The sequence below is a fragment of the Moraxella sp. CTOTU47618 genome, from assembly GCF_032017425.1.
In the GTDB taxonomy this organism is placed as follows: Bacteria; Pseudomonadota; Gammaproteobacteria; order Pseudomonadales; family Moraxellaceae; genus Faucicola; species Faucicola tetraodonis.
This window is the reverse complement of the sequence record NZ_DALZPW010000007.1, coordinates 14,072-38,325: the sequence shown is the minus strand read 5'-3', so window position 1 is coordinate 38,325 and position 24,254 is coordinate 14,072. Positions and strand designations below refer to the sequence as shown.

The window sequence follows — 24,254 nt, the reverse complement described above, 5'->3', positions numbered from 1 at the left end:
TTGCACTCATATTATGCCCCCACCGTTAAGATAGTACCGCTGATGCTATACTCAGGAACTGGCAAATTACGAGGCGCAGGTTGACCCTTAAAAACACGTCCAGCTAAGTCATACTTTGAACCGTGACAGGGGCATAAAAATCCGCCAACCCAGCTGCTGCCACCCAAATCTGCTGCGCCGACATCAGGACGATAACCTGGTGCACAACCTAAGTGAGTACAAACCCCTTCACACACTAGAACTTCACTATTGTCTTTTGAGCGGCTATTATTTTTGCAGTAGTCAGGTTGTAATGAACCTTCTGATTTTGGATCGGCAAGTGATGATTCTACTTTTGATAAATTATCCATCATCTCTTTGGTACGTTTGACAAGATAAATCGGTTTACCACGATATTTGATAACAATCATTTGTCCTGCTTCGAGTTTGCTTAGGTCTTGGCTAACAGGTGCGCCCGCAGCTTCTGCTTTTGCACTTGGATACCATGAACGCACAAACGGCGTAGCAATAGCAGCGACACCGACTGCGCCCATAGCGGCAGTGGATGCGATTAAAACTCTTCGACGCTTAACGTCGACGCCTTCGGCATGGCTCATTAAGAACTCCTCCAGATTAATGAAGTGGGTAACCATATTCCCACACTGGGTTTGTGGCTATTGTAAATCAGTTGTTACAGAATTGCCACCTTAGCTGTGCCTAAATTACGCTAATTTTGCTATTTTATGCTATTTTTGCAATAAAATAAATTACCTAAGGTAAATAAAAAAGACCCTTGCGGTAAACAAGAGTCTTTTTTGTAAACGCCAAAAAACGCGGTCGATACGAGAATTTCGACCACGAAAAATATTAACGTTTTGAGAATTGGGGACGTTTACGTGCTTTACGTAAGCCCAATTTTTTACGTTCAACTTCACGCGCGTCACGAGTCACAAAGCCCGCTTCTTTAAGCGCTGGTTTTAAAGTTTCGTCTGACTCGATCAATGCACGGGTAATACCGTGGCGAATCGCGCCTGCTTGACCATTGATACCGCCACCTTTTACAGTCACATAGATATCATATTTGCTAGCAGCATCCAGTAATTCTAAAGGTTGACGTACAACCATTACTGATGTTTCACGACCAAAGTATTGATCAAGTGGTTTACCGTTAACGACGATGTTACCTGTACCCGCAGATAAGAACACACGAGCTGTTGAAGTTTTACGACGACCTGTACCGTAATTGCGTTCCATGTGTTACTCCTTAGATATCTAATACTTGAGGTTGTTGAGCAGTATGAGGATGCTCAGTACCTGAGTAAACTTTTAACTTTTTAATCATCGCATAGCCCAATGGACCTTTTGGCAACATACCTTTAACCGCTTTGTTAAGTACGTCAGCGGGTTTGTGTGCGATAAGTTTAGTAAAGTTAGTCTCTCTGATACCACCTGGGTAACCGGTGTGACGGTAATATTTTTTGTCTTGCGCTTTTTTACCAGTCACGGCAACTTTCTCAGCATTAATTACAACGATATAATCACCTGTGTCAACGTGAGGGGTGTAAGAAGGCTTATGCTTGCCACGTAAGCGTGATGCGATTTCGCTCGCCAAGCGACCTAATGTTTTACCTTCAGCGTCGACGATGTACCAATCGTGTGTCACTTCATGTGGTTTAGCACTGATAGTTTTCATGTTTAAAAACCTTTTTGAGTTAATAGTTGAGAGTGAGTGTCTGGGAAACGAGGGCTCTCAAAATTACGAACGCATATTATAAGGATTAAGATAGTGACTTGCAATACAAGTCAAGCGTTTTTAAAAAATAAACTTGCAAAAATAGGCAACTAAAATTGCCTATTTGTATCAATCATATTATGTCAATAAGGCTATGAGTGCATGATTTATACATTAAATCTAAAGTGCATGACATCGCCATCTTGCACGATGTAGGTTTTACCTTCGAGGCGAGATTTACCGGCCGCTGCCGCGCCTTTTTCACCGTTGTATTCAATAAAATCATCGAACGCAATCACTTCAGCGCGGATAAAGCCACGCTCAAAGTCGGTATGAATCACGCCTGCTGCTTCTGGTGCCGTGGCACCGACTTTGACCGTCCAAGCGCGCACTTCTTTGACCCCTGCGGTAAAATACGTTTGCATATTAAGCAGCTCATAACCTGCGCGAATCACACGGTCAAGCCCTGCCTCAGTCATACCCATACTTTCTAAAAACTCTTGTTTTTCATCGTCATCCAGCTGGGCGATTTCAGATTCGATTTGGTTGCATAGCGCGACCACCAACGCATCATCTTTTGCCGCAAATTCCCGTACTTGGTCAAGATAAGGATTGTTGTCAAAGCCATCCTCGCTCACGTTGGCAATATACATGGTCGGTTTTAGGGTGATTAAACCATAACTGCGGATGATTTTTTTCTCATCCTCGTCCAGATTTGCCATGCGCGCAGGCTTACCATCGGCTAAAAATGGCTCAATTTTGTTAAACACATCCAGCATGGCTTTGGCGTCTTTATCACCGCCTTTGGCTTTTTTACCGACATTGATAAGCGCACGGCTCACTGCTTCAAGGTCAGCTAGCGCAAGTTCGGTATTGATGGTTTCGATATCGGATAATGGGTTGACGCGTCCATCGACGTGAATCACGTTGTCATCATCAAAGCAGCGTACCACATGGGCAATCGCATCGGTTTCACGGATATTGGCTAAGAACTGATTACCCATGCCTTCGCCTTTGGATGCGCCTGCCACTAGACCGGCAATATCCACAAATTCCATTGAGGTGGGCACAACGCGCTCAGGTTTGACGATATCGGCAAGTTGTTTGAGACGTGGGTCGGGTACAGGTACAATCCCAGTATTGGGATCTTTGGTACAAAACGGGAAGTTTTCTGCCGCAATTCCAGCTTTGGTCAATGCGTTAAACAGGGTTGATTTACCAACATTTGGCAGTCCGACGATACCACAATTAAAGCCCATACAATGCTCACTAAATAAAGGGTTAGTTAAATTTGTTGCATTATAACAACTTAGTCATCAGAATTCGACAGGCGATTGACGCATCAAAAAATTGAACCATCAAAAATTTAACCCATCAAAAATTTGTAGCATGATATAAACTACAAAAATTTAAATTGAGCGATGGCGCAAATTGCTGTCATACTCTTGCCATGCTATTGCGATAGTCTCCAGTTGTCATGAAATTGTCATAATGGCGCGTCAAGCTATGCTATAATTATCAGCTTGATAGTGATTTGTGTCTGATTACGGTGAGAGTTATCGTGTACTGCGCAACATTGATAATTATTTCATTTTTATAGGAATGTTTTGAGTGACAGTCTCTGCTTTTTTATCGCATCAGCCTAGAAAACGTTTTGGGCAAAATTTCTTACATGATCAGGTGATTATTGGGAGAATTATTGACAGTATTCATGCAGGTCGCGATGATTTGATGGTTGAAATTGGTCCAGGCATGGGCGCGATTACTGAGCCGCTACTCAAGGAAGTCAATCACTTGACCGTTGTCGAGCTTGATACCGATTTGGCAGACAGCCTGCGCATTCGCATTGGCGCCAATAGCAATGAGGGCTTAACCATTGTCAAAGCCAATGCCATGGAAGTGGATTACCGTGCGTTGTTCCAGCAAATCATTGGCGATAACCCTAATGCTACCACCGAAAAAAAAATGCGCATTGTCGGTAACTTGCCATACAATATTTCTACGCCGTTATTGTTTCATTTATTAAGTTTTGCCGATGTCATTGAAGACATGCATTTTATGCTACAAAAAGAAGTGGTGGATCGCATCACCGCAGATGTAGATAGCCGAGAATATGGTCGTTTATCCATCATGATGCAGTATTATTGTGAAACTGATTATTTACTGACGGTGCCAAATGGGGCATTCAACCCCCCACCCAAAGTGACGAGTGCGGTATTTCGACTCAGACCTTATCAACAAAAACCGATTGTGGCTGACGATGAAAAGCTGTTTGCCCTTGTGGTGCGTGAGGCATTTAATCATCGCCGTAAAACACTGCGCGCGATTTTTAAAAAGTCGCCGATTTTGCCTGCGGTCACAGAACCCCAGCTTGTGGCATGGGGGCTTAATCCACTGGCGCGTCCTGAAACGTTATCAGTACAAGATTTTGTGACCTTGTCTAATGGCATCGCGGCTAATGGTATCGCGGCAAACGGCATTGCGGCAAATGGTTAATTTTTTTATAGCTGTTTAAAATTTTACTTTCAAGATGTATGAGGTGTTATGGGTTTTCGACATCAATTTGTCATTGGCGATATTCAAGGCTGTTATGCCGATTTGCAGGCACTGCTCAAGCAAATTGGGTTTGATGAACAGCAAGATAAATTATGGTTTGTTGGCGATATCGTGGCACGCGGTGAAGACTCGCTGAGCGCGCTGCGTCTGGTAAAACGTCTTTGCCAAGCTGGTGCTGCCGAAATGGTATTAGGCAATCATGATATTAACTTAATCGCGGTATGGCGTGGTGTCATAAAGATTAAGAAAAAGGATAGAACACAAGCGATTTTTGACGCCCCAGATTGTGATGAATTACTCAACTGGCTTCGTCGCCAGCCGCTGCTTGTCTATCCCAATGATAAAACCGTGATGGTGCATGCAGGCATCCCGCCAAACTGGAGTATCACCCAAGCAGCCATGCATGCATCAGAATTGCAAACTCAATTACAAAGTAGCTTATGGCAACTCGATAGGCTGCTGCCAAACCTGTATAGCGACACCGCTGTTCCTTGGTCAAATATGCTGACAGGCTACGCGCGTATGCGGGCGATTTGCAATTATTTTACCCGTATGCGCCTTTGTCAAATGGACGGCACGCTAGAGTTTAGCTTTAAATCCAGTTTGGATGATAAAATGCCAGAGGGGTTTCGTCCATGGTTTGAATGGCAAGTGCCGCGCGAACGCAAAATTTTATTTGGTCATTGGGCGGCGCTAAAAGCCAAAGTAGATTTGGCAAATGCCAGAGCCACGGATGCAGGGTGTGTATGGGGCGGCAGTATGATGGCATACCGCCTAGAAGATGAGCAAGTTATCTGTCAAACTTGTAAAGCAAAATGACCTTTGTAAGACAGGACAATCATACATTTACTGAGCGAGCTGCAGCAGCTGTACAAAGGCTTTGGGCAAACGGGTAGGACGAACTTGGGTTTGCCCTTTTTCATCTTTATGAGTAGCCACGCATACAATACTTATCTCGGCTTGGCTTAACAGCTGCTGGTGGTTATCATAAATCCGCTGCTCAAGCTGTAATGACGCAGATTTGCAGTCTGCCGTCTCAATCACAACGGTGACTTCGCTATCAAGCAGAATCGGACGCAAATAGCGGATGTTAGCTTGGCTCACTACAAATTGGATATCAGGTTTGCCACTATCGCTATGGTGAGTAACGTCATGGCTCACAGCCTCGGCTGAATGCGCTTGATAAAAATAACTGGTCATCCCCAATGCACGTAACCAGTCGCGACGACAACGCTCAAACAGCTTTAAATGATTGGCGTGATACACAATCCCGCCTGCATCGGTATCTTCTAAATAAATACGGTATTGGGTGGCATAAACAGGCTGAGTGCTTGATTGAGTGTGGGGCTGATTCTGGAGCTGGGTCACGTGCTATCCTTAGGTTAATAATATTAATAATAAGTCAGTAATTTTTAAAAATGACAAAGTGATAGCATAAAAAAAAGAATGGCGTTAAACCATTCTTTTTTGAAAATGTTTAGTTTTTATACCCACACTCATCAAGTCAATTGAGGATGATTGACTTTGTCTAATTTTAACGCCTCCAAATAACTGCGGATATGGGTCACGTAATCTAAGCACTGTACGTAACGGCTATTGCTTTGACTATTGACTTTTAAATACTGATACACGGCTGCCCAATTGTTGCCATCAATACCACGCTTTTCCAAAATCTGCTGGATATCTTTAATCGCTTGTGGACCCATATTGTATGCCGCTAGGGTAAACCATACTCGATCTGATGCTGGCACTTGGGCAAATTCATGTTGCAGCTGACTGAGATACTTAGCGCCGCCTTGGATACTCTGGGTCGGGTCAGTCCGATTATCAACGCCCATCGCATTGGCAGTGGCATTGGTCAGCATCATGATACCGCGCACACCCGTTGGCGAAGTAGCTTCTGCATCCAGATGCGATTCTTGGTACCCCATTGCCACAAGCAGTTGCCAATCAAGATGGTATTTGTTTGCTGTCTGCTTAAAAGATGGCTCATAGATGGGCAACACGCGTGTCATGGTATCGGCAAAATGTTGTTGATTAAACGGCTCTGCCAATGGTGTTTGACTATAAAACGCCGCTAAATGTTGATTACGGGTGAGCGATTGACCGCCACACAGGAAGTTTTTTACATCATCTTTGAGTTTGATATCATTGGGGTTTAGCTGTATGGCAACATGTTCGTTGAGACCCTGCTGTGATAAATAATCTTTGTCGCAGCTTAGACTGAGCGATGATAACGCAGTGGCGTTTTGGTGATCCGACACATTGGTCAAGGCAATATCGGCTTTGCCCGTTTTGACAGCCGCCATCGCGTCCGCATCAGTGGCAAATACTTGTGTGCTCATGGTGACATCCAATCGCTTCGCATAATGGCGCATGACATCATAGCCAAAGCCGTGCTCAAAGCCATCTCGAGCAAAATAGGTGGTATTACCATTGACGATGGCAATACGCAGCTGCTTTTGAGATAGAATACTATCAAAAGTCGCCATTTTTGGTGCTGCAACCATGCTAGTAGGTGAGGCAAGGGTATTGATAGCATTGCCATTAACGACTTTGTCAGTAACGCCCACCTGAGCTGCAACATAAGCTAAGGGCAAACCAATCCCCATCACAGCTGCCAACTTTTTACTGGCACTCAACCATTTTAGTGGCTTGATAAAGCGATTAATAAGACTAGCAGACGGATTAGCCAGTTGCGCCAAATCTTGCACATGGCTAGGCACCGCTGGCACACGAGACTGGGCAATTTTTGGCGATATCACCACACCCAAACAAGGCTTGTGTTGAATCGGGAAGAATTGCAAGCGTTTAAATTGGGTCGCGTATTTACTAAAGCGTAATAAAGGATGTTGAAACGGGTATAAAGTTAAAGGGCTTAAAAATGCTTTGACCGACGTCGAAATCGACGCAGGATAGGTCAAAGCCAAATCATCACAATACTCAAATGATGAGTTTAGCGGCATGTGTCACTCCACGGTGCACATACGTTAGATACGTTAAATTAATAAAAAACAACTATGCCAAATGAAAACATTTTGTGAAACTAAGAACCGAATCGATAGTTAAACCTAGTACCCGTTAAACCAAGCACCAGTTAACTAAGTACTAATTCACTAAGTACCAGTCAGGCAAGCCACATAAGTAAATGGCTTAATCCAACTATCTAACTCTATCCTAAATCTAGCCAAAAAAGCTTCCATCCAAAATAGGTCGTTATTAACTTAACGCTAAAAAAAGAGCCAAACAGGTTGGCTCCCCTTATACCTAGGACGGTGATAACTCCCTATCCATTGTAGAGAACTATCGAAATAAATAATAATCAAGTACAACCCGTAAAAGGGTTAAAATTTTTGTAAGTACTGGCAAATTAAAAATTGTTTAATAAGCCCAAGCACTTACCTAAAGAATTTAACGTAGGGTAACGTATGGCACGCATAAAATAAATAAACAATAACAATATTTACTGCATGGCAATACAGTTAGTTATATGAAACAATGGGGGTATTGTAGTGAAATTAAAGTTACGCGTCATGTTTTTGAACGTAACGAATGGCAAATTTATGATAAAAAGCGTAAAAAACCCGCTAAAATGCAACTAACGGGTAATAATTAGTCAATAAACTGCCCAATTTTAGGCGGGATTATCGATATCGACAAAATCAACGGTCAAAGCAAGATTTTCTTTGACATAATTCCCCAATGCAAGCACACCACCTCGCTCAGTGGCATGATGTCCACAGGCAAAATAATCAATACCCAGCTCACGGGCTATGTGAGTGGTTCGCTCTGATACTTCACCGGAGATATAGGCTTGACAACCCATTTGTGCCGCTTGCTCAATCATATCCTGTGCGCCACCCGTACACAGACCAATGCGCGAAATTGTTTGATTACCCCCGGATAAATGTAGGGGCGGACGGGTTAACGTAGTCGATAGTTTGTTGGTGAGAGCTGCAATCGACAACGGCGCTGCTAAATCCACGATATTACCAATCGGGTGTTTTTCGTCAGGGTATAGCGGCGACAAATCACTCCAACCCAGCGCTAACGCTAATTGCGCGTTATTGCCCAATTGGGGATGAGCGTCTAACGGTAAATGATAAGCCAGTAAGGAAATGCCGTGTTGCATCAACAAACGAATACGCTTGCCTTTCATGCCAATTAAAGGCGCAGGTTCCCCTTTCCAAAAATAGCCATGATGCACCAAAATCGCTTGGGCATTGTGCGCAATCGCTTGTTCAATCAATGCCTCAGAGGCTGTGACACCGGTGAGGATGTGCTGTATCGGCTGCCCACCATCCACTTGCAGACCATTGGGACAATAATCTTGGAATTCATTAATTTTTAATAGCTCATTTAACCGATGCGCCAATTGAGTCGGACTCATTGATGTCGGGGGTTGGTTCATTGTATTTTTCAAACTTGTATCTTTCAAAATTCTGTCTTCCAAACTTGTATCTCTTAAAAAATGCATCATGTTTTTACAGTGGTGCGTATTTTTACAGTCGTTCTGTGTTTCTAACGTCTGCAGTGTTTAACATACAGTATTTAATCGGTTATTTGGGTAGCTTGCTTGCCGTGTCATTTGGGGTGATATTATCGACCGCCTTTTGCACCACTTTTTCTTTAATTGCCTGTTTTTTCTCTGCAATTTCTTCATCAGTCAATTTTTCCGTATGACTGATATTGTCGATATGGGGCGTAGTAGCATGCGGATGTTCTTCTGGCTGCGATGTCAGGGTGGTTTTATGCCCTTTATTATTTTTACCATCGTTTGCAATCGGTTTATCATCATAGATAATATTACCATCGCTGTCGATGAGCGCATAGTTCATCGGCTGTTTACGCGGGATAAAAAAGTCAGAGGGTTGGGTCATCAAATGCGAGGCGACCAATTCAAATAAGAATTTCCACTCAAAGACTTTCACATCACGCGCGCGTAAGGCGGTCATTAACGCGAGTGAAAAACTCACCAACAAGTTAATCATACCGATGACCATCACCCCAAATAGACTGACCAAAATAATACCGATTTCTGGAAACTCGCCCGTGTTGGCATAAATGTTAAAAATCCCGTGAATAAAGTTGGCAGACGCAAAGGCAATATGGCGAATATCAAGCGGTAAGCCAAAAATATAACCGATGGTCGCCGTACTACCCAAAAAGCAACCGAATAAAAAGTTACTCATAATCGCACCCAGATTGCGCTCGATAAAATCGCTAAAGCGCAACAACGTCACAGGTGTCATCATCCGTTTTAGAGTAGGATGGTTGCGGATACGCTCGCCAATTTTATTGTGTACCGCAAGATTATCGTAATAGCCTGCAATCAATCCTGAAATATAAAGATACACCCCAGCAATCGCGGCATGAAAGATAGCCAGCGAGGTAAACGGGTTGAGATCATGCAGCAAGTGCTCTGCGCTAGCTTCCGATGTTAACGGACGACCCAGTCCATACAGCCACAGGGACGAAATCAGTAGCGCAATCGGCATTGCAATTGAAATATTACCCATAATGGCAATAAACTGGGTGCGCATGATATCAACGACCAATTCTGTCAATTTGGTAAATCGTGCCGCTTTGCGTCCTTTTACCTCTGAGATGGTTGAAGCAATCGCGGCAGCCGTCATGGCAGGCTGTTTGGTCGCCACTGTACCGCCAATGATATGAATCGCCACAAAGCCAAGACCGTAAATCATACTGTTTAAAAAAGCCACGCCAAAAGGTGCCAGCGGTAAGGATTTCCCTAGGATTTTAAGGGTCGCCATACAGCCGATGAGTAGACCACCCAATGCTGCTTTTTTATACATACGGCGATAGCCCGCTTTATCGGTACTGATATAATGCTCGCCGACCTTACTGGCAGTCTCAGTCACACGGCGCGACAAGAGCGCGGTATTGATGCCAAATAAATATCTAAAACTACTGCGGTGGTATGAATCTTCATACAACGTGTTAATGAGCTCTATGACGGTTTTTTTCTTGATATGATCGTTGTCCGATAGCAGTGACACCAACAATTCAAGACGCTGCAAGCTTTGCTCAAGGCGCACCAACATATTGGTGGTACGCACAGTAATACCCGTTCGATGAATACGGCGACGGATGTTTTGCATCATAGTGCGGGCCTGGTCGGTCAACACTAAAATTTGACTGCTATCCACCTCAGGCTGTGGCATCGCTTGGTCATCCCCTGGCTGCATGCTGAGCTGGTATTGACTGACAAATTCAGCGACTTCGCGATTTAGCGCAATGAAAGTATCTTGATTGTCAATCGGATTGGGAAACGCCTTTATTAAATCGGCATTGAGCCCGATGCCGTTGATACGCGCAGTTAAAATAGTAATGGCTTTGAGCACATTGGCTTCAAGCGCTTGCACCAATGCTTCTTTGCCTGCGGGTACTTTAAGAATAAGTATCAGTTCAATCCACCAGCGCTCATGGATTAAGCGCACCCAGTAGCGGGTTTTTGGAGTGGCAAAAAACGCATTAAATAACCCTATCAAATCGCGGTCATCGGGTACAGAGGGTAATAGCTTTTCACCGACCAAATCAAAAAATTGCGAAGTAAAGCCAGCGTCTGACAAGATACCCAAATCCGTGTATAGCGACACCTGACGATAACGACTAATCAAGGTAAGCATAAACACACAAAACCCTTCTGCCCACACACGATTGCCGCGCAATAGTCGAACGAATAGTGCCATCTGTTCATTGGCGGTCGTAGCATCATTTGCACGGTTACGCAAGGTATCTAGCAGTTGTTTAAATAGGGTAACTTGGGGAAAATCACGCAGCGCATTAATTTCGTTTAGAATGGTAGTTAAACGCGCTTCTAAGGTTGGCATCACCTTTAATTGGTCTGCCATATCCGCCGCATCATAACGATGTTGGGCATTGAGTAAAGCATCTTGATTATTAGGTTGCGATAAATTCGTCAAACTAACCTCGAAGTAAACAGAAAATTGAATCGTTTTTTTAAATAGGGTGAATCACAAACATAAGAAAAAAACGAAAATAGATATCTTAAGATGAAAATTTAATCGACTCATCAAAAAAAATCCATCATTTATTTGCAACAAAAATCTTATGGGCCAAGGTTTAAAGACAGTAAGGGATAAAATAACGCGACGTGTTACCGCATTCATGTCTTCGAGAAAACAACCTGACTGATTATCCTAATTGATTATCTAGCTGCAGCGATTATACTATAGTTACTCTGTTGACTGATTTTTTTCTATGGCATCGACTATAACTACCCAAGCAAAAAGCACCAAACAACCCAATATCGAATCAACACACAATGAGGTAACCCAATACTACTATCCAGATCCCGTGAGCCAACAGGTGATACAGCAGTGGCTATTTATGGATTTACTGCCGTGGCAACAGGCAACTTGGCAGTATTTGACCACCCATATAGACGCCTTGCCGCACGCGATGTTGTTTGCAGGCAATGCGGGGACTGGTAAACGTGCTTTTGTGTATCGGTTTGTCGCATGGGCATTGTGTGAGAATCAACGGGACAATGTACAAGGTGTGGCAACTGCCTGTGGGCAATGCCAAAGTTGCCAATGGCTGATTGCCAATACCCACCCCGATCTTTATCAAATTCCCACACCCACCGTGGCGCGTGACGCGTCGCCCAAACCTAAAGTAAACAATGCTCTTGTGGCGCAAGCCCCAACCCATCAGTCAAGTTATAGCATCAAGATTGACGAAATTCGGGAATTACAGCCGTTTGTCACGCAGTCGAGTGGCGGATTAAGAATTGTGGTTATTCACCAAGCGGATGCGATGACTCTAGCAGCCAGTAACGCGCTTCTTAAGACATTAGAAGAACCTGCCGAAAATGTATTAATGCTATTAATTAGCGATAGTCCTTCGCAGCTACTGCCAACGATTCGCTCGCGGCTACAGGCATTTTCAGTGAGCCATGTGACCCCCGCTCAATCAATGCAAGTGATGCAGCAATTAATGCCCAATACCGATGCCGTGACTTTACAACAAGTCAATGGATGGTCTGGTTATGCGCCTTTTTTGGCACTGCAAATGTTAAACAGCGAATGGTATCAACACCGCCAGACTTGGATAAACAGCTTTCAAGCAGTTCGTAGCGGACAACGTACGCCTGTACAAGCCAGCAACTATTGGCAAAAAACGCTGACATTGACGGATTTTTTGTATTTGTCGCAAGCCTTGTTAGTACCATTGGGGCAATTTGCCGTCGGTATCTCAGCGTCCGCCCATGACTTGGATTTTGGCAAGCTGCAGCCACCACCGACATTAAAGCAAATTAGCCAGTTACAGTGGGTTATCGATCAAATCTGGCAAGATAGACAGCAACATATCCAAGATAAGTTATGCTATGATAAAATTTTTAGCACCATGCTTGATTGCTAATCTATTCAATTATCTATATTACCCAATTATCTATATTATTTATCATTCACCATACGTTGGTAACCCCATGCGTTAGTAAAAGGAACAGTGATTATGGCAATGCCATCTCGTGGCGGTATCACCACCATTAACTATGATACGATCGAAAAATTGTATGCTAGCTATCTGCCTTTTATTGAAAACGGTGCGTTATTTATTCCTACTAACCAGCAGCAACAACTAGGCAGTCAAACCTTTGTGGCAATTACTTTGCCAAATTCGAGTGAGAGAATGCCGCTGCATGGTAAAGTGGTGTGGGTCAACCATCGCGCACAAGCACAGCGCCCTGCAGGCTATGCGTTACAGCTTGGCAAAGATGAAGCAGGGTTACGCATCAAAAACGAAGTCGACCGCCTGTTAGCGGGTCATCTCAGCTCAGATAAACCCACCTTTACGCTATAAATTTTGGAAACTGTTGAACCTTTGGCAGTTTTAGTCGGTGATTGTTAAAAGCCAGCGATTGTTAAAGGTGAGCGGATGCTTAATCCTGTAAGTCGCTAGCTTTTTTTTCTATTGCGCAATGGTTAATCATCACTCTGCGTCTTGATGCCTTTCTCATGTTTAGTCCCTTTTTGCATTGGCAAAAAATGAGACGCAATTTAGTCAATCCTTGTGTCAAATTACTTGTATAAAATAGCTTTCAGGCGTAAAATATATGACTATTTTTGCTTTGTTTATAAAATGGCATGTCACAAACGTTAACGCAACCGTCTTTTGATCTAACCGCAAGCTTGCCCGTCATCACCGTTGATGGCTCAAGTGGTGCAGGTAAAGGCACATTGACGGCAAGACTGGCAAAGCTGCTGGATTATCAAATTTTGGATTCAGGGGCGGTGTATCGGATTGTGGGTCTTGCAGCCCACCAAGCGGGTTTGTTAACGGACAACATTGATGAAACTGCGTTAGCTGATTTAACCCAATCGTTGAAAATTGAGTTTGCAGCCGCAAAAGCGGATTCTGAGCATGTGACAGTGCTCGTGAATGCCAACGATGTGAGCGAAGTGATTCGCACCGAAGAAGTGGGGAACTTTGCGTCAAAAGTCGCGGTATTCCCGAAGGTGCGTCAAGCGCTATTAGAGTTACAAAAAAATATGGCAACGTCGCAAGGCAACCCAAAAAAGGGCTTGATTGCAGACGGGCGTGATATGGGAACAGTGGTTTTCCCCGATGCGCCGCTGAAAGTTTATTTGATCGCATCCTCTGAGGCACGAGCCGCGCGCCGTGTCAGTCAGTTGACCAACGCTGGCAAACAGGCAGATTTTGACGAAATTTTGGCACAAATTATTGCGCGTGATGAGCGTGATAGTACACGCAGTGCCTCACCGGCTAAGGCTGCCGATGATGCGATAGTGATTGATAGCTCAGCCATCGATGCTGAGCAAGTGTTTAACCAAGTTTGGCAACTATGTGTTGAGCGCGGTTTGACAATTAACTAACTATTTTTTAACTAACAGTTTTTAAAAGTTTTATCGATTTTTTATAGGCACTAAAACCAGCCTTATGTTTATAAAAAATCTTAATTTGAACCGTACTGTGCTGGACAGGCTACGGCTATACAAAGGTAAATTTTATGATGGAATCATTTGCTGAACTGTTTGAAGCAAGCCAAGTACTTGACGTAGAACGCGGTGCAGTTATCGCAGGTACCGTAGTTGCGATTGATAGCGACTGGATTACCGTAGATACGGGTCTAAAATCAGAAGGTATCGTTGCGCGTTCAGAATTTTTGAATGAACAAGGCGAGCTTGAAGTAGCAGTTGGCGACCAAGTTCAAGTCGTTGTAGATGCGGTTGACAATGGTATGGGTCAAACCCTATTGTCACGTGAAAAAGCAAAACGTGCTGAAACTTGGAACGTACTTGAAAAACTTTATGAGAACAATGAGATCGTAACCGGTCTTATCTCTGGTAAAGTTAAAGGTGGTTTCACGGTTGATATCGGTTCAGTACGTGCGTTCTTACCAGGTTCATTGGTGGACACTCGCCCAGTACGCGACACTGCCCACTTAGAAGGCAAAGAGCTAGAATTTAAAGTCATCAAACTGGATCAAAAACGCAACAACGTCGTTGTTAGCCGCCGCGCTGTGATGGAATCTGAAAACTCAGCAGAGCGCGAAGCGCTACTATCTAACCTTGAAGAAGGTCAAGAAGTGGTCGGCGTGGTGAAAAACTTAACTGATTACGGTGCATTCGTAGACCTAGGTGGTATCGATGGTCTATTACACATCACAGATATGGCATGGCGCCGTATCAAGCACCCATCAGAAGTGGTTGAAGTGGGTCAAGAATTAAAAGTTAAAGTATTAAAATTTGACCGCGAACGTAACCGTGTCAGCTTAGGTCTAAAACAATTAGGCACTGACCCATGGCAAGACGTTCTTAACAACTATCCAAAAGGTACTAACGTTAAAGCACGTGTAACTAACCTGACTGATTATGGTTGTTTTGCTGAAATCGCTGATGGTATCGAAGGCTTAGTACACGTTTCTGAAATGGATCATACCAACAAAAACATCCATCCTTCAAAAGTGGTACAAATCGGTGACGAGATCATGGTTCAAATCCTTGATATTGATGAAGACCGTCGTCGTATCAGCTTAGGTATCAAACAAACCATGCCAAACCCATGGGAAGAGTTTGATAAGAACCACCAAAAAGGTGACAAAGTATCTGGTACTATCAAATCAATCACTGACTTTGGTATCTTTATCGGTTTAGAAGGTGGTATTGATGGTCTAGTTCACTTATCAGACCTTTCTTGGACTGAAAGCGGTGAAGAAGCGATTCGTAACTACAATAAAGGTGATACCGTTGAAGCGGTCATCTTGTCTGTAGATGCAGAAGCTAACCGTATCAGCTTGGGTATCAAACAACTTAACAGCGACCCATTCAACGAATACCTAGTATCAAATGATCGTGGTGCAGTAGTGAAAGGGGTAGTAACTGACGTTGATGCCAAAGGCGCTAAAGTAAAACTAGCTGATGATGTAGAAGGCTACTTACGTGCTTCAGAAATCCAACAAGACAAAGTAGATGATGCGACCACTGTACTGAATGTCGGTGATGAAGTTGAAGCGAAAATTGTTAGCGTGGATCGCAAAACTCGCGGTATCAACCTATCAGTTCGTGCAAAAGACGAAGCAGAGCAACGTGATGCTATCAAAGCATTAAGTTCAAATGCAGCAGCTGATACCCAACCAAAAACGATTGGTGACTTAATCAAAGAGCAACAACAAAACCAATAATCGGTTTTGTGAGTGATAAAAAAAGCGACTAACTTAGTCGCTTTTTTTATTTTTGCCTTTTAGGTAACAAAATGAAAGATTTAGTCTAAAAAAAGACGACGAATTTAAGGTGGTTTTGTTATAATATGCGAAGAAAAGTAATGAAATGTAATTTTTCATTATTAGAATTGTTAATAGATTGCTGGATAAACTTGAACTGTAACGAAGTTTTTAAAACCATCATTCTGTAATTTAGACTATGACAGTTACGTTTAGCGTGTTAGGGGTAGTATGGAAAAAGTGTTAAACAAATCTGATTTGATCACTAGATTATCAAGTGAATGTGAGAATATACCAGAAAAAACCATTGAGGATGCCACCAAGCAAATCATTGATTTGATGGTCGATACCTTATCTCAAAACGGACGTGTCGAAGTACGCGGTTTTGGTAGTTTTAGTTTGCATCATCGTGAGCCACGTGTGGCGCGCAACCCTAAAACAGGCGAGAAAGTTACCGTGAAAGCAACAGCGATACCCCATTTTAAACCTGGCAAAGCATTGCGAGAGGCAGTCAATCATCATCGTTAGTTGCGGTTTTTGAGTCATTTAACGTTATTGAACTAGCGATATGGTTTAACATATGATTGATCAAAAAAGAGTGGACAAAAAATCCACTCTTTTTTTTCAATTATCTGTAATAATAGTGGCATTCAAAAATGTAGATTGATTAAAATAATAAAGGAGAAAAATATGCGTTATCTGTTAGCGATTTTGTTGTTCGTGGTCGTTGGTTATTCATTGATGCTGGTATTGGTGAATAACAACCAAGTCGAAGTAAATTTACTGTTTAGCCAAGTACCACAAATGAGTTTGGGGCTACTGCTGATTATTAGCATTGTTTTAGGGGTCATCGCGGGACTATTGATGGGGTTGATTTTATTTCGCGTGTTACAGATGAAACTGGAAAATCAGCGCTTATCTAAAGAATTAAAGCAAACCCAAGAAAAATTGATGCAAACGCAGCATAATTATGAACAGCATTTAGCGCAAACCAGCAATGCAACGATTGCACCTACCGCAGCCAACCCTAATTTACCACCCGTACGATAAGCAATCCATGCTATCGAATTGAAAAAACGAGTCAGTTTGTTATGAATCAAGTGGCAGTACCGCAAGCAACATCACTCATCGAATCAGCCATCAAGTCACCTATTCAATCACCCATTATTGTGGCATTGGATAACATGGATGACCGTCAAGCACTAAGCTTGTCGGATAAATTGGATCCTACATTGTGCCGGGTGAAAGTTGGCAAAGAGCTATTTACCAAATATGGTAATAGCTTAGTGACATCCTTACATCAGCGTAATTTTGAGGTGTTTTTAGATTTAAAATTTCATGATATCCCCAACACCACTGCGCAGGCGGTATTAGCGGCGGCTGATTTGGGGGTGTGGATGGTCAATGTACATGCCAGTTCGGGGCGCAGCGCCATGCAAACGGTGAAAGCGCGTCTATCAGCGCAAAACTACCAAACCTTAGTGATTGCGGTGACGGTGCTGACCTCTATGTCACAGCAAGATTTGGCTGAAGTGGGCATCACTGACTCGGTGGAACATCATGTCAAGCGACTAGCATTATTGACGCAGCAATCTGGGCTCGATGGGGTGGTTTGCTCTGCACAAGAAGCCACTATGCTTAAACAGCTTTGCGGCAAGGATTTTCTGTTAGTCACGCCAGGTATCAGACTACCAGAAGACGCCAGTAATGACCAAACCCGCATTTGCACGCCCAAAGATGCCATAGCAAATGGGTCTGATTATTTGGTGATTGGGCGGTCAATCACGGCGGCAGCGAATCCCACCGCCAAACTGCACTATATCTTGGATACGTTAAAATAATCCATTTCGAGTCATGTATGCCAGTACGTTTTCAAGTGTTAAGTGATTTACATATTGATAGCTATGCAAGAAGGGATTTGCCGATTGGTGAAATCCCTTATACAAATGCCGATGCTATTTTAGTAGCGGGCGACACGTCCAATGGGCTTTTGGGCATCGAATGGCTAATCGGTGAATCAAAGCGACTTGAGAAACCAATTTTTGTGATTGTGGGCAATCATGAGTATTTTGGTCATAATATTCTTGAGCTAGATGCCCAAATAAAGACATTGACGCAAGATACGCAAGTGCACTTTTTACAATGCGCGAGCTTTGAATTTATGGGTGTTAGAATTATTGGGACAACGCTTTGGACGGATTATCAATATCAACCACAAGATAATACGTTAGAGATTGCTCAGCAGTTTATGCGCGATTATCGCGAGATTTATTATGATAACCGACTGTTAACGCCCCAAGATACCGTATCTATCCATCAGCGGCAGAGGGCATGGTTGCAAAATGCCTTAAAACAAAGCGAAAAAGATGCTATGCCCACCGTGGTCATGACACATCATAGCATCAGCCCATTATCTATCGCGCCAAAATATGCCAATTTTCCCAGTAATGCGGGATTTGTCGTTGATTTGAGCGAATGGTTACAGAGCGATTTTGCGCCTGATATTTGGCTGCATGGACATACCCATGAAGCCTTTGATTATCAGCAAGGTCATACACGGGTTATTGTCAATCCCAGAGCCTACCCCAATGAAATCAGTAGTACGGGGATAGTTTTTGACTGGCATAAAGTCATTGAAGTCATGGTATGATTGGCGCGTTTGCCGCAGTAACATCCCATTTAATCGCTTAAATTTTTGACCTCATCAATTTATAGTATCAATTTATGGTGCAAAGATAAAAAGATATAAGGAATGCGTATTTAAATGTCTAGTTCAATCAACACCATGCCTGCTCATTTACCGCCCAGTATGATTGACTCGGTCAAGCTACTGCCGAAAAATGAGCGATTAATACTATTTACCCGCCATTCATTGCGCGAAATGTCAGATAAAAATGGCTTTGCCAGTTATGCATTACCACTAACACCAAAAGGCAGAGTATTGGCGGAGTCTTGGGGACGTTGGTTGGCTGCCAACTTAGATTACTCGATGGATGTAGATAGCATCAGTAGCCCGATACAACGTTGTATTGATACTGCAATTTTAATGCAAGCAGGGGCTGGCATCTCTAGAAATGTGTCGCACCAATCGCTGTTGGTAGAGCCAGGTAGTTTGGTGGTTGACCATGAAGAAGTGAGTAAGGTATTCAAACAAATTGGTGCGCTCAATTTTATCAATCGTTTTTTGGCGGGCGACATGGCAGGGATTAAAGCACCACATAAAGGCGGTTTGGATTTATTAGCGCTTTTATTTCAGCATCAGCCAAAGCACGGGCATTTATTACTGGCGGTTAGTCATGATACGCTGTTGTCAGCGTTCTTAGCGGTGATGATGGGCGTGGGTGAAATTAGCTGGGATGACTGGCCAAAAATGATGGAAGGGGTATTTTTGTGGTTTGATGATAAACCCTTTAGTGATGCAAAAGTACATTTTATTTGGCGTGGACAGTGCTATGAACGCCGATTGATTGAATTGTTAGACCCATTTTCACCCTCTTATCCGTTACAAGACTAATCGGTACCCAACAAAACCATAAAAATAATAAAGGTAGGACTTTATCCTACCTTTTTTGACACAGTCAACCTTTAAACATTTTCATGTTTTAATCAAACATGTTTGCCTTTTAAATGATTAACCAAATTTTCAATTTGTTGAGCATGATTGCGAAGTTTATCCTCGATGCCACTAAACTGGTCTTTTAGCTTATCATCAACTTCATGAATACGCTGGGCGAACTCATTTTTTTTCATCTCAATGGCTTGCGTTTTTAACGCTTGCCATTCTGCAATCGTTTGTTTAAAGGCTTGTTGTTCACTGTTTAAACGATCTTTTATCACTTGGAAATCGCTGGTTAAATTCCCTGAAAAAGTCGCAACTTTTTTCTCAGCACGTTTGAATGCCATTTCTGTTTGCGCATGCTGAATAGTAACATCTGGGACACGTTTTAAATCCCAAGTCAAACCGATTTTTGACAAGCCATAAATAATCCATTTGCTAGGATCATATTGCCACCATTTTACCCCATTGCGATAGTCGTATTGGAAAAAGTGGTGGTAGTTATGATAGCCTTCGCCCCAAGTGAAAATCGCCAGAATCGGATTATCACGCGCGGTGTTGGTATCGGTATAAGGACGGGTACCAAACATATGGCAAAGCGAATTGATAAAGAAAGTAAAATGATGGCTTAACACCAAGCGCAGTAACCCTGCAAGTACTAAGGTACCTGCAACATCACCCACCATCCAACCAAACAGCGCCGGCAAGCCAATATTGGCCAATAAAATCCACAAGGCATAATATTTATCTTGCGCGACTAACACAGGATCAGCTTTTAAATCTGGGATATTTTTGTAGTCATAGTGGCCGCTTGGGTAGTTTTTGAGCATCCAACCGATATGTGAGAACCAAAAGCCACGCTTGGCAGAGTAGGGGTCTTGATAGATATCATCGACGTGGCGGTGGTGCAAACGGTGTCCTGCACACCAGTCAAATACTGAGCCCTGAACAGCTAAGGTGCCGCCAATCAGAAAGAACCATTTGACAATCGGATGCGCTTGGTAAGTACGATGTGACCATAAACGGTGATAACCAACGGTAATACTTAACCCATTCCAAGCCATAAAGAATGCGAAAATTGCCCAAACTTGCCAACTGACGCTATGTGTCCACAAGTAATAAGGTACAATCAATAAAGCCGCCAAAGGCGTGCTAATTAAGACAAACGCAGGGATCCAATTGATGGGCGCGTTTTCAAAAGATTGAGGTTGTGCCATAGAGATAAATGTCCTGAGGATGATCAAAATACGACATGTATTTTTTTAATCATTTACGCTATATTGTACTGAAAAAATGGAAAAAAGTGAACACATATACACTCAAATTCCCGACAATTTTGCTAAATTGATATCGATAAACTTACTGTAATATGAATGCTTTAGCCAAAAAATTCAATTAAAAATTTTAGCTACAAAGATATTTTAGACAGACGGTAAAGTTTTGGTTTGACAAATCATCCGAAAGCAAGTTTGCCCCTCACTTCGCACATATTCTAGATTGGCATAGTTTGCCTGACAAAAGGCCTGCGACAAATAAAGCCCCAGACCCGTGCCCTGACTATCGGTGGTAAAAAACGGATTAAATAAATACTGAATATTTTCTTTGGCAACGCCGTGACCTGTGTCTATCACATCGATATGGATAGATTTGCCAAACTCATACACTTGAAGGGTGACAAAGCCGTGGGGCTCGGTTTTGCTACTAAAACGCAGCCCGTTATTGATTAGGTTGACCAAAATCTGTGCTAGCTGATAGTTATCAAACATAAAGCCTTTATCAGTATGGCAGTGCAGAAAAATATTCTGCCCGCTAAAATTTTCTTGTATAAAATCGTTTAGCCAAGTTTTGGGTTCAATATAAACAAAATTAGGGCGCTGCTGACGAGATAATTTCAGCACATCTTCGATGATTTTATTGACCCGAATGGTTTGGTGATAAATCATCTCATATAGCAGGATATTGTCACCCGATAAGCCGCTGTCAGCCTCATTAACTTCCTCCATTAATAATTGACTGGCTTGGCTAATGGTTGCCAGCGGGTTACGAATCTCATGGGCAATACTGGCGGATAATTGCCCCAGCGACGCAAGTTTTAACTGCTGCGCGCGGCTAAACTCATCACGTAAATCTTCAATAAAAATAATGGCATATTGCTGTCTTAATTGGGTGATACGAAGTCGCAAGTCATTAAAGCTTTGGTGATTGGGCTCAATGCCAACGGCCAAAGGTGTGCTAGCAGTCGCTGCGCCGAGCCGCACTATTAAAGTTTCTTCAGGCTCTTGGATGATGGGTGCAAGTCTTGCGGCTAATAAGGGGGAAATGTCTAGTAAATTAAAATTATCAAGGGCTTTGGGCAGATGTAGTTGTTCGATTGCGGTATCATTGGCGATAAAAATTTCTAAATCGTGGGATAATACCACCACCCCTTGATCAATGATTTGCACAATTTTATTATTGATGGCATTTAGCGCATTGACTTCATTGACTTGGCGCTCAGAGAGCAGCTCAATTTGTTTAAGCCGTTTGGATAACGTATAACTTAAATAAGCAACCCCGATAAAGCTAATCGCCATCGATGCCACGTTGTTGACCAGCGCGTAGTTCACATCGTTTTTTAGGGTTTGATAAAACTGCTGATAAATAACCAACGTGATGGCAAAAATAGTCAGCAAAATAGCTTGGTTGGAGCGCACCAACATAAAGGCCGCCGCAACTTGCACCAAAAACAGCAAAATCACTTGTAAATCATTACCACCGCTAAAATACAACATGGTAGTGAGTACCAGCGCATCGACAGTTAGCCCGACCATCAACAGCGGATTTTTGGGATAAAAATAATACAAAATAAATAAAGCAATACTAAACAAAAAATAGAAAAAAGTGGGAAAAAGATTAATCAATACCCAATAGTCATGCTGGGCATTTTTTAGTGCCAACATAAAACTAAAGGAAAAAAAGATAGCAATAATAATACGGTAACCATTGTAGACGTTACCGATTTTTTTGGTTCTAGCTTGGGTGCTTGGCTTGTCAAATAGCGATGAAAACGCAGGATTGGTAATCATGGTTTAGGGTTGAATCAAACCGTGACGCATAGCCAAATGGGTAAGTTTGACATCACTGTCGATATTAAGCTTTTCAAAAATACGATAGCGGTAGGTATTGACTGTTTTGACACTCACAAACAACTGATCGGCGATTTGCTGTGGACTTTTGCAATTGACCACCATCATTGCCACCTGCATTTCTCGCTCACTTAGCGCATCAAATGGCGACTCTGAATTGTCAGTGAATAAAATATCAGCAAGCTGCTCGGCAACATCGGCGCTAAAATAACGCCCGCCTTGGTGGACTTTTTTGATGCCTTTAATCATCTCATCAAGCGGTGTCCCTTTGGTGATATAGCCACTCACCCCTGCTTTGATGAGCATGGATGGATAGGGCTGCTGAACCAAAGAGCTGACCGCCAAAATTTTGGTATTTTTATCAGTTTGCAGCAAGCGCTTGGTGACTTCTAACCCGCCAATAGTAGGCATATTGACATCAAGTAACACCACATCGGGTTTTAATTGTTTGGTTTTGATAATCGCGGTTTCACCATCGGCAGCTTCGCCAATCACATCGATGTCAGGGCTATCTGAGAGCATCCGTACGATGCCCATTCGGACTAAATCATGATCGTCAACGACCAATACTCTAATCATCATCTTTTATCTCCACCGCGCTTATCTTTGCTTATCTTTATGCCAACAAAGTTTTGTATCAACAAGACTTTATATAAAAAAAAGTCAGCTAAAAAAACTCATTGTTCAAAAATAACTGTCTATCCCCAAGTTTTTATATTAGCACAGTTAGCGATTTAAGACGTGAGTTACTGTCTTAAATGTGACGAGATTTTTTGTTTGGGTTATGGGTAAATTTAGGTAGACAAATTTGCGCATATGACGAAAATTCGCTTAACTTGCCCAATAGCTTTATAATAGTCAGCATTCAAACCTTTATTACTGCTAAAAAAATGCGAATCCCATTATGAGAATTAGAAAGCTGTTTAAATTTGAAAATGCCCATATCGTGCGCAATTGTAGCTCCGATCGCTGCAAGTACTCGATTCATGGGCATAGTTACCAAATCGAGCTGATTTTAGAAGCGCACCGCCTCGATCACGGGCAAATGGTGTACGATTTTGGGCTGTTAAAATCATCGATCAAAGACATCATCGATAGTTTTGATCATGCTATTTGTTTTTGGGATAAAGATGACCCCGACTATATTGACGCCTGCAAAAAATTTAGCGCGCGCTGGATTAGTTTGCCTGTTTCGCCCTCGGCAGAGCAGTTTAGCCGCGTGGTGTTTTTTTGGGCAAGAGAAATCTTAAAACAAACTCAAATGCAAAATGGCGAAACCGATGTCAAAGTGTATTCCGTCATCGCCCATGAAACAGCGACAGGTTATGCACAGTGTTTTGAAGACGATGTCGATAATGCCCAAATGGGCGCGTTAAAGCTGGGTGATTTTGAATTTAGCGAGCAAGTAAAAGCCGAATGGCATGACCCAAAAATGTATGACAAATTAAAAAAAGGCGAAAAATTTTTCAATCCGACAGTGGTTTTACAAGTTGACTAAGCTGTTGGTATCTGACGGGGTCGTTGTAACGATTTTTGATTTAGGACAAACATTGGGCAAGCTGGGAAATTAATCGA

23 protein-coding genes are annotated in these 24,254 nt (G+C 42.7%); 12 read left to right on the top strand and 11 right to left on the bottom strand.

The genetic code is table 11. The features are described from left to right. Positions 1 to 11: 11 nt before the first annotated feature. The 4 genes from petA to ychF form a co-directional block, all read right to left on the bottom strand. A complete protein-coding gene (petA, locus tag RTS09_RS06945) occupies positions 12 to 596 on the bottom strand; it encodes a ubiquinol-cytochrome c reductase iron-sulfur subunit (RefSeq protein ID WP_007116512.1) in 585 nt (194 codons plus the stop codon). A gap of 250 nt (positions 597 to 846) precedes the next feature. Next, positions 847 to 1,233 (bottom strand): 30S ribosomal protein S9, encoded by a 387-nt coding sequence (gene rpsI, locus RTS09_RS06940; protein WP_007116510.1) that lies wholly within the window; start codon positions 1,231 to 1,233, stop codon positions 847 to 849. Positions 1,234 to 1,243: 10 nt separating this feature from the next. Continuing rightward, entirely contained in the window at positions 1,244 to 1,672 is a 429-nt protein-coding gene (gene rplM / locus RTS09_RS06935) for a 50S ribosomal protein L13 (protein ID WP_007116509.1), read from the bottom strand. A gap of 206 nt (positions 1,673 to 1,878) precedes the next feature. After that, positions 1,879 to 2,970, bottom strand: coding sequence for a redox-regulated ATPase YchF (ychF, locus tag RTS09_RS06930; RefSeq protein WP_007116508.1), 1,092 nt, complete (start codon positions 2,968 to 2,970; stop codon positions 1,879 to 1,881). Positions 2,971 to 3,322: 352 nt separating this feature from the next. Between ychF and rsmA the strand changes: the two genes are divergently transcribed. Then, positions 3,323 to 4,207, top strand: coding sequence for a 16S rRNA (adenine(1518)-N(6)/adenine(1519)-N(6))-dimethyltransferase RsmA (rsmA, locus tag RTS09_RS06925; RefSeq protein ID WP_312535509.1), 885 nt, complete (start codon positions 3,323 to 3,325; stop codon positions 4,205 to 4,207). A gap of 48 nt (positions 4,208 to 4,255) precedes the next feature. Further along, positions 4,256 to 5,086: a symmetrical bis(5'-nucleosyl)-tetraphosphatase gene (locus RTS09_RS06920; protein ID WP_219330975.1), complete on the top strand. Its 831-nt coding sequence runs from the start codon at positions 4,256 to 4,258 to the stop codon at positions 5,084 to 5,086. 27 nt (positions 5,087 to 5,113) lie between these two features. On the opposite strand, the gene RTS09_RS06915 is transcribed toward RTS09_RS06920, so the two are convergent. The 4 genes from RTS09_RS06915 to RTS09_RS06900 all read right to left on the bottom strand — a co-directional run bounded on the left by RTS09_RS06915 (position 5,114) and on the right by RTS09_RS06900 (position 11,214). After that, a complete protein-coding gene (locus RTS09_RS06915; RefSeq protein ID WP_312535506.1) occupies positions 5,114 to 5,635 on the bottom strand; it encodes a thioesterase family protein in 522 nt (173 codons plus the stop codon). Positions 5,636 to 5,766: 131 nt separating this feature from the next. Further along, complete coding sequence (locus tag RTS09_RS06910; protein ID WP_312535503.1) at positions 5,767 to 7,233, bottom strand: transglycosylase SLT domain-containing protein; 1,467 nt, start codon at positions 7,231 to 7,233, stop codon at positions 5,767 to 5,769. A 668-nt stretch (positions 7,234 to 7,901) separates the two neighbouring features. Continuing rightward, complete coding sequence (locus tag RTS09_RS06905) at positions 7,902 to 8,678, bottom strand: Nif3-like dinuclear metal center hexameric protein (protein ID WP_409418379.1); 777 nt, start codon at positions 8,676 to 8,678, stop codon at positions 7,902 to 7,904. Between the two features lie 148 nt (positions 8,679 to 8,826). Continuing rightward, positions 8,827 to 11,214 (bottom strand): site-specific recombinase, encoded by a 2,388-nt coding sequence (locus RTS09_RS06900; protein ID WP_312535500.1) that lies wholly within the window; start codon positions 11,212 to 11,214, stop codon positions 8,827 to 8,829. Positions 11,215 to 11,512: 298 nt separating this feature from the next. Here RTS09_RS06900 and RTS09_RS06895 point away from each other — a divergent pair, with 298 nt between their 5' ends. The 9 genes from RTS09_RS06895 to RTS09_RS06855 all read left to right on the top strand — a co-directional run bounded on the left by RTS09_RS06895 (position 11,513) and on the right by RTS09_RS06855 (position 19,512). Beyond that, positions 11,513 to 12,676: a DNA polymerase III subunit gene (locus RTS09_RS06895; RefSeq protein ID WP_312535498.1), complete on the top strand. Its 1,164-nt coding sequence runs from the start codon at positions 11,513 to 11,515 to the stop codon at positions 12,674 to 12,676. 93 nt (positions 12,677 to 12,769) lie between these two features. Further along, entirely contained in the window at positions 12,770 to 13,117 is a 348-nt protein-coding gene (locus tag RTS09_RS06890) for a PilZ domain-containing protein (protein WP_188875079.1), read from the top strand. Between the two features lie 284 nt (positions 13,118 to 13,401). Further along, positions 13,402 to 14,151 (top strand): (d)CMP kinase, encoded by a 750-nt coding sequence (cmk, locus tag RTS09_RS06885; protein WP_312535494.1) that lies wholly within the window; start codon positions 13,402 to 13,404, stop codon positions 14,149 to 14,151. 137 nt (positions 14,152 to 14,288) lie between these two features. Then, entirely contained in the window at positions 14,289 to 15,959 is a 1,671-nt protein-coding gene (rpsA, locus tag RTS09_RS06880; protein ID WP_186303382.1) for a 30S ribosomal protein S1, read from the top strand. A 270-nt stretch (positions 15,960 to 16,229) separates the two neighbouring features. Continuing rightward, entirely contained in the window at positions 16,230 to 16,526 is a 297-nt protein-coding gene (locus RTS09_RS06875; RefSeq protein WP_036603685.1) for an integration host factor subunit beta, read from the top strand. A 162-nt stretch (positions 16,527 to 16,688) separates the two neighbouring features. Continuing rightward, on the top strand, positions 16,689 to 17,048 hold the full coding sequence (locus RTS09_RS06870; protein WP_036603687.1) for a lipopolysaccharide assembly protein LapA domain-containing protein: 360 nt from the start codon (positions 16,689 to 16,691) through the stop codon (positions 17,046 to 17,048). 89 nt (positions 17,049 to 17,137) lie between these two features. Further along, positions 17,138 to 17,839: an orotidine-5'-phosphate decarboxylase gene (gene pyrF, locus RTS09_RS06865; RefSeq protein ID WP_312535682.1), complete on the top strand. Its 702-nt coding sequence runs from the start codon at positions 17,138 to 17,140 to the stop codon at positions 17,837 to 17,839. 17 nt (positions 17,840 to 17,856) lie between these two features. Further along, positions 17,857 to 18,648, top strand: coding sequence for a metallophosphoesterase (locus tag RTS09_RS06860; RefSeq protein ID WP_312535492.1), 792 nt, complete (start codon positions 17,857 to 17,859; stop codon positions 18,646 to 18,648). Between the two features lie 114 nt (positions 18,649 to 18,762). After that, the gene (locus RTS09_RS06855) at positions 18,763 to 19,512 is read left to right on the top strand and encodes a histidine phosphatase family protein (RefSeq protein ID WP_312535490.1); all 750 of its coding nucleotides are present in this window, start codon (positions 18,763 to 18,765) and stop codon (positions 19,510 to 19,512) included. A gap of 92 nt (positions 19,513 to 19,604) precedes the next feature. On the opposite strand, the gene RTS09_RS06850 is transcribed toward RTS09_RS06855, so the two are convergent. The 3 genes from RTS09_RS06850 to RTS09_RS06840 all read right to left on the bottom strand — a co-directional run bounded on the left by RTS09_RS06850 (position 19,605) and on the right by RTS09_RS06840 (position 23,258). Continuing rightward, a complete protein-coding gene (locus RTS09_RS06850) occupies positions 19,605 to 20,771 on the bottom strand; it encodes an acyl-CoA desaturase (protein WP_050324109.1) in 1,167 nt (388 codons plus the stop codon). 204 nt (positions 20,772 to 20,975) lie between these two features. Beyond that, positions 20,976 to 22,619, bottom strand: coding sequence for a sensor histidine kinase (locus RTS09_RS06845; protein ID WP_312535488.1), 1,644 nt, complete (start codon positions 22,617 to 22,619; stop codon positions 20,976 to 20,978). 3 nt (positions 22,620 to 22,622) lie between these two features. Next, positions 22,623 to 23,258 (bottom strand): response regulator, encoded by a 636-nt coding sequence (locus RTS09_RS06840; protein WP_036603711.1) that lies wholly within the window; start codon positions 23,256 to 23,258, stop codon positions 22,623 to 22,625. 325 nt (positions 23,259 to 23,583) lie between these two features. On the opposite strand from RTS09_RS06840, the gene RTS09_RS06835 reads away from it, so the two are divergent. Continuing rightward, positions 23,584 to 24,177, top strand: a complete 594-nt coding sequence (locus tag RTS09_RS06835) for a 6-pyruvoyl trahydropterin synthase family protein (RefSeq protein ID WP_312535485.1) — start codon at positions 23,584 to 23,586, stop codon at positions 24,175 to 24,177. Positions 24,178 to 24,254: the final 77 nt, after the last annotated feature.

Bases quoted from the DNA above. Each gene is read 5' to 3' on its own strand.
- petA (WP_007116512.1), bottom strand. From the start codon at position 596: ATGAGCCATGCCGAAGGCGTCGACGTTAAGCGTCGAAGAGTTTTAATC.
- rpsI (WP_007116510.1), bottom strand. From the start codon at position 1,233: ATGGAACGCAATTACGGTACAGGTCGTCGTAAAACTTCAACAGCTCGT.
- rplM (WP_007116509.1), bottom strand. From the start codon at position 1,672: ATGAAAACTATCAGTGCTAAACCACATGAAGTGACACACGATTGGTAC.
- ychF (WP_007116508.1), bottom strand. From the start codon at position 2,970: ATGGGCTTTAATTGTGGTATCGTCGGACTGCCAAATGTTGGTAAATCA.
- RTS09_RS06920 (WP_219330975.1), top strand. From the start codon at position 4,256: ATGGGTTTTCGACATCAATTTGTCATTGGCGATATTCAAGGCTGTTAT.
- RTS09_RS06910 (WP_312535503.1), bottom strand. From the start codon at position 7,233: ATGCCGCTAAACTCATCATTTGAGTATTGTGATGATTTGGCTTTGACC.
- RTS09_RS06905 (WP_409418379.1), bottom strand. From the start codon at position 8,678: ATGAACCAACCCCCGACATCAATGAGTCCGACTCAATTGGCGCATCGG.
- RTS09_RS06895 (WP_312535498.1), top strand. From the start codon at position 11,513: ATGGCATCGACTATAACTACCCAAGCAAAAAGCACCAAACAACCCAAT.
- RTS09_RS06890 (WP_188875079.1), top strand. From the start codon at position 12,770: ATGGCAATGCCATCTCGTGGCGGTATCACCACCATTAACTATGATACG.
- cmk (WP_312535494.1), top strand. From the start codon at position 13,402: ATGTCACAAACGTTAACGCAACCGTCTTTTGATCTAACCGCAAGCTTG.
- rpsA (WP_186303382.1), top strand. From the start codon at position 14,289: ATGGAATCATTTGCTGAACTGTTTGAAGCAAGCCAAGTACTTGACGTA.
- RTS09_RS06875 (WP_036603685.1), top strand. From the start codon at position 16,230: ATGGAAAAAGTGTTAAACAAATCTGATTTGATCACTAGATTATCAAGT.
- RTS09_RS06870 (WP_036603687.1), top strand. From the start codon at position 16,689: ATGCGTTATCTGTTAGCGATTTTGTTGTTCGTGGTCGTTGGTTATTCA.
- RTS09_RS06860 (WP_312535492.1), top strand. From the start codon at position 17,857: ATGCCAGTACGTTTTCAAGTGTTAAGTGATTTACATATTGATAGCTAT.
- RTS09_RS06855 (WP_312535490.1), top strand. From the start codon at position 18,763: ATGTCTAGTTCAATCAACACCATGCCTGCTCATTTACCGCCCAGTATG.
- RTS09_RS06850 (WP_050324109.1), bottom strand. From the start codon at position 20,771: ATGGCACAACCTCAATCTTTTGAAAACGCGCCCATCAATTGGATCCCT.
- RTS09_RS06845 (WP_312535488.1), bottom strand. From the start codon at position 22,619: ATGATTACCAATCCTGCGTTTTCATCGCTATTTGACAAGCCAAGCACC.
- RTS09_RS06840 (WP_036603711.1), bottom strand. From the start codon at position 23,258: ATGATTAGAGTATTGGTCGTTGACGATCATGATTTAGTCCGAATGGGC.
- RTS09_RS06835 (WP_312535485.1), top strand. From the start codon at position 23,584: ATGAGAATTAGAAAGCTGTTTAAATTTGAAAATGCCCATATCGTGCGC.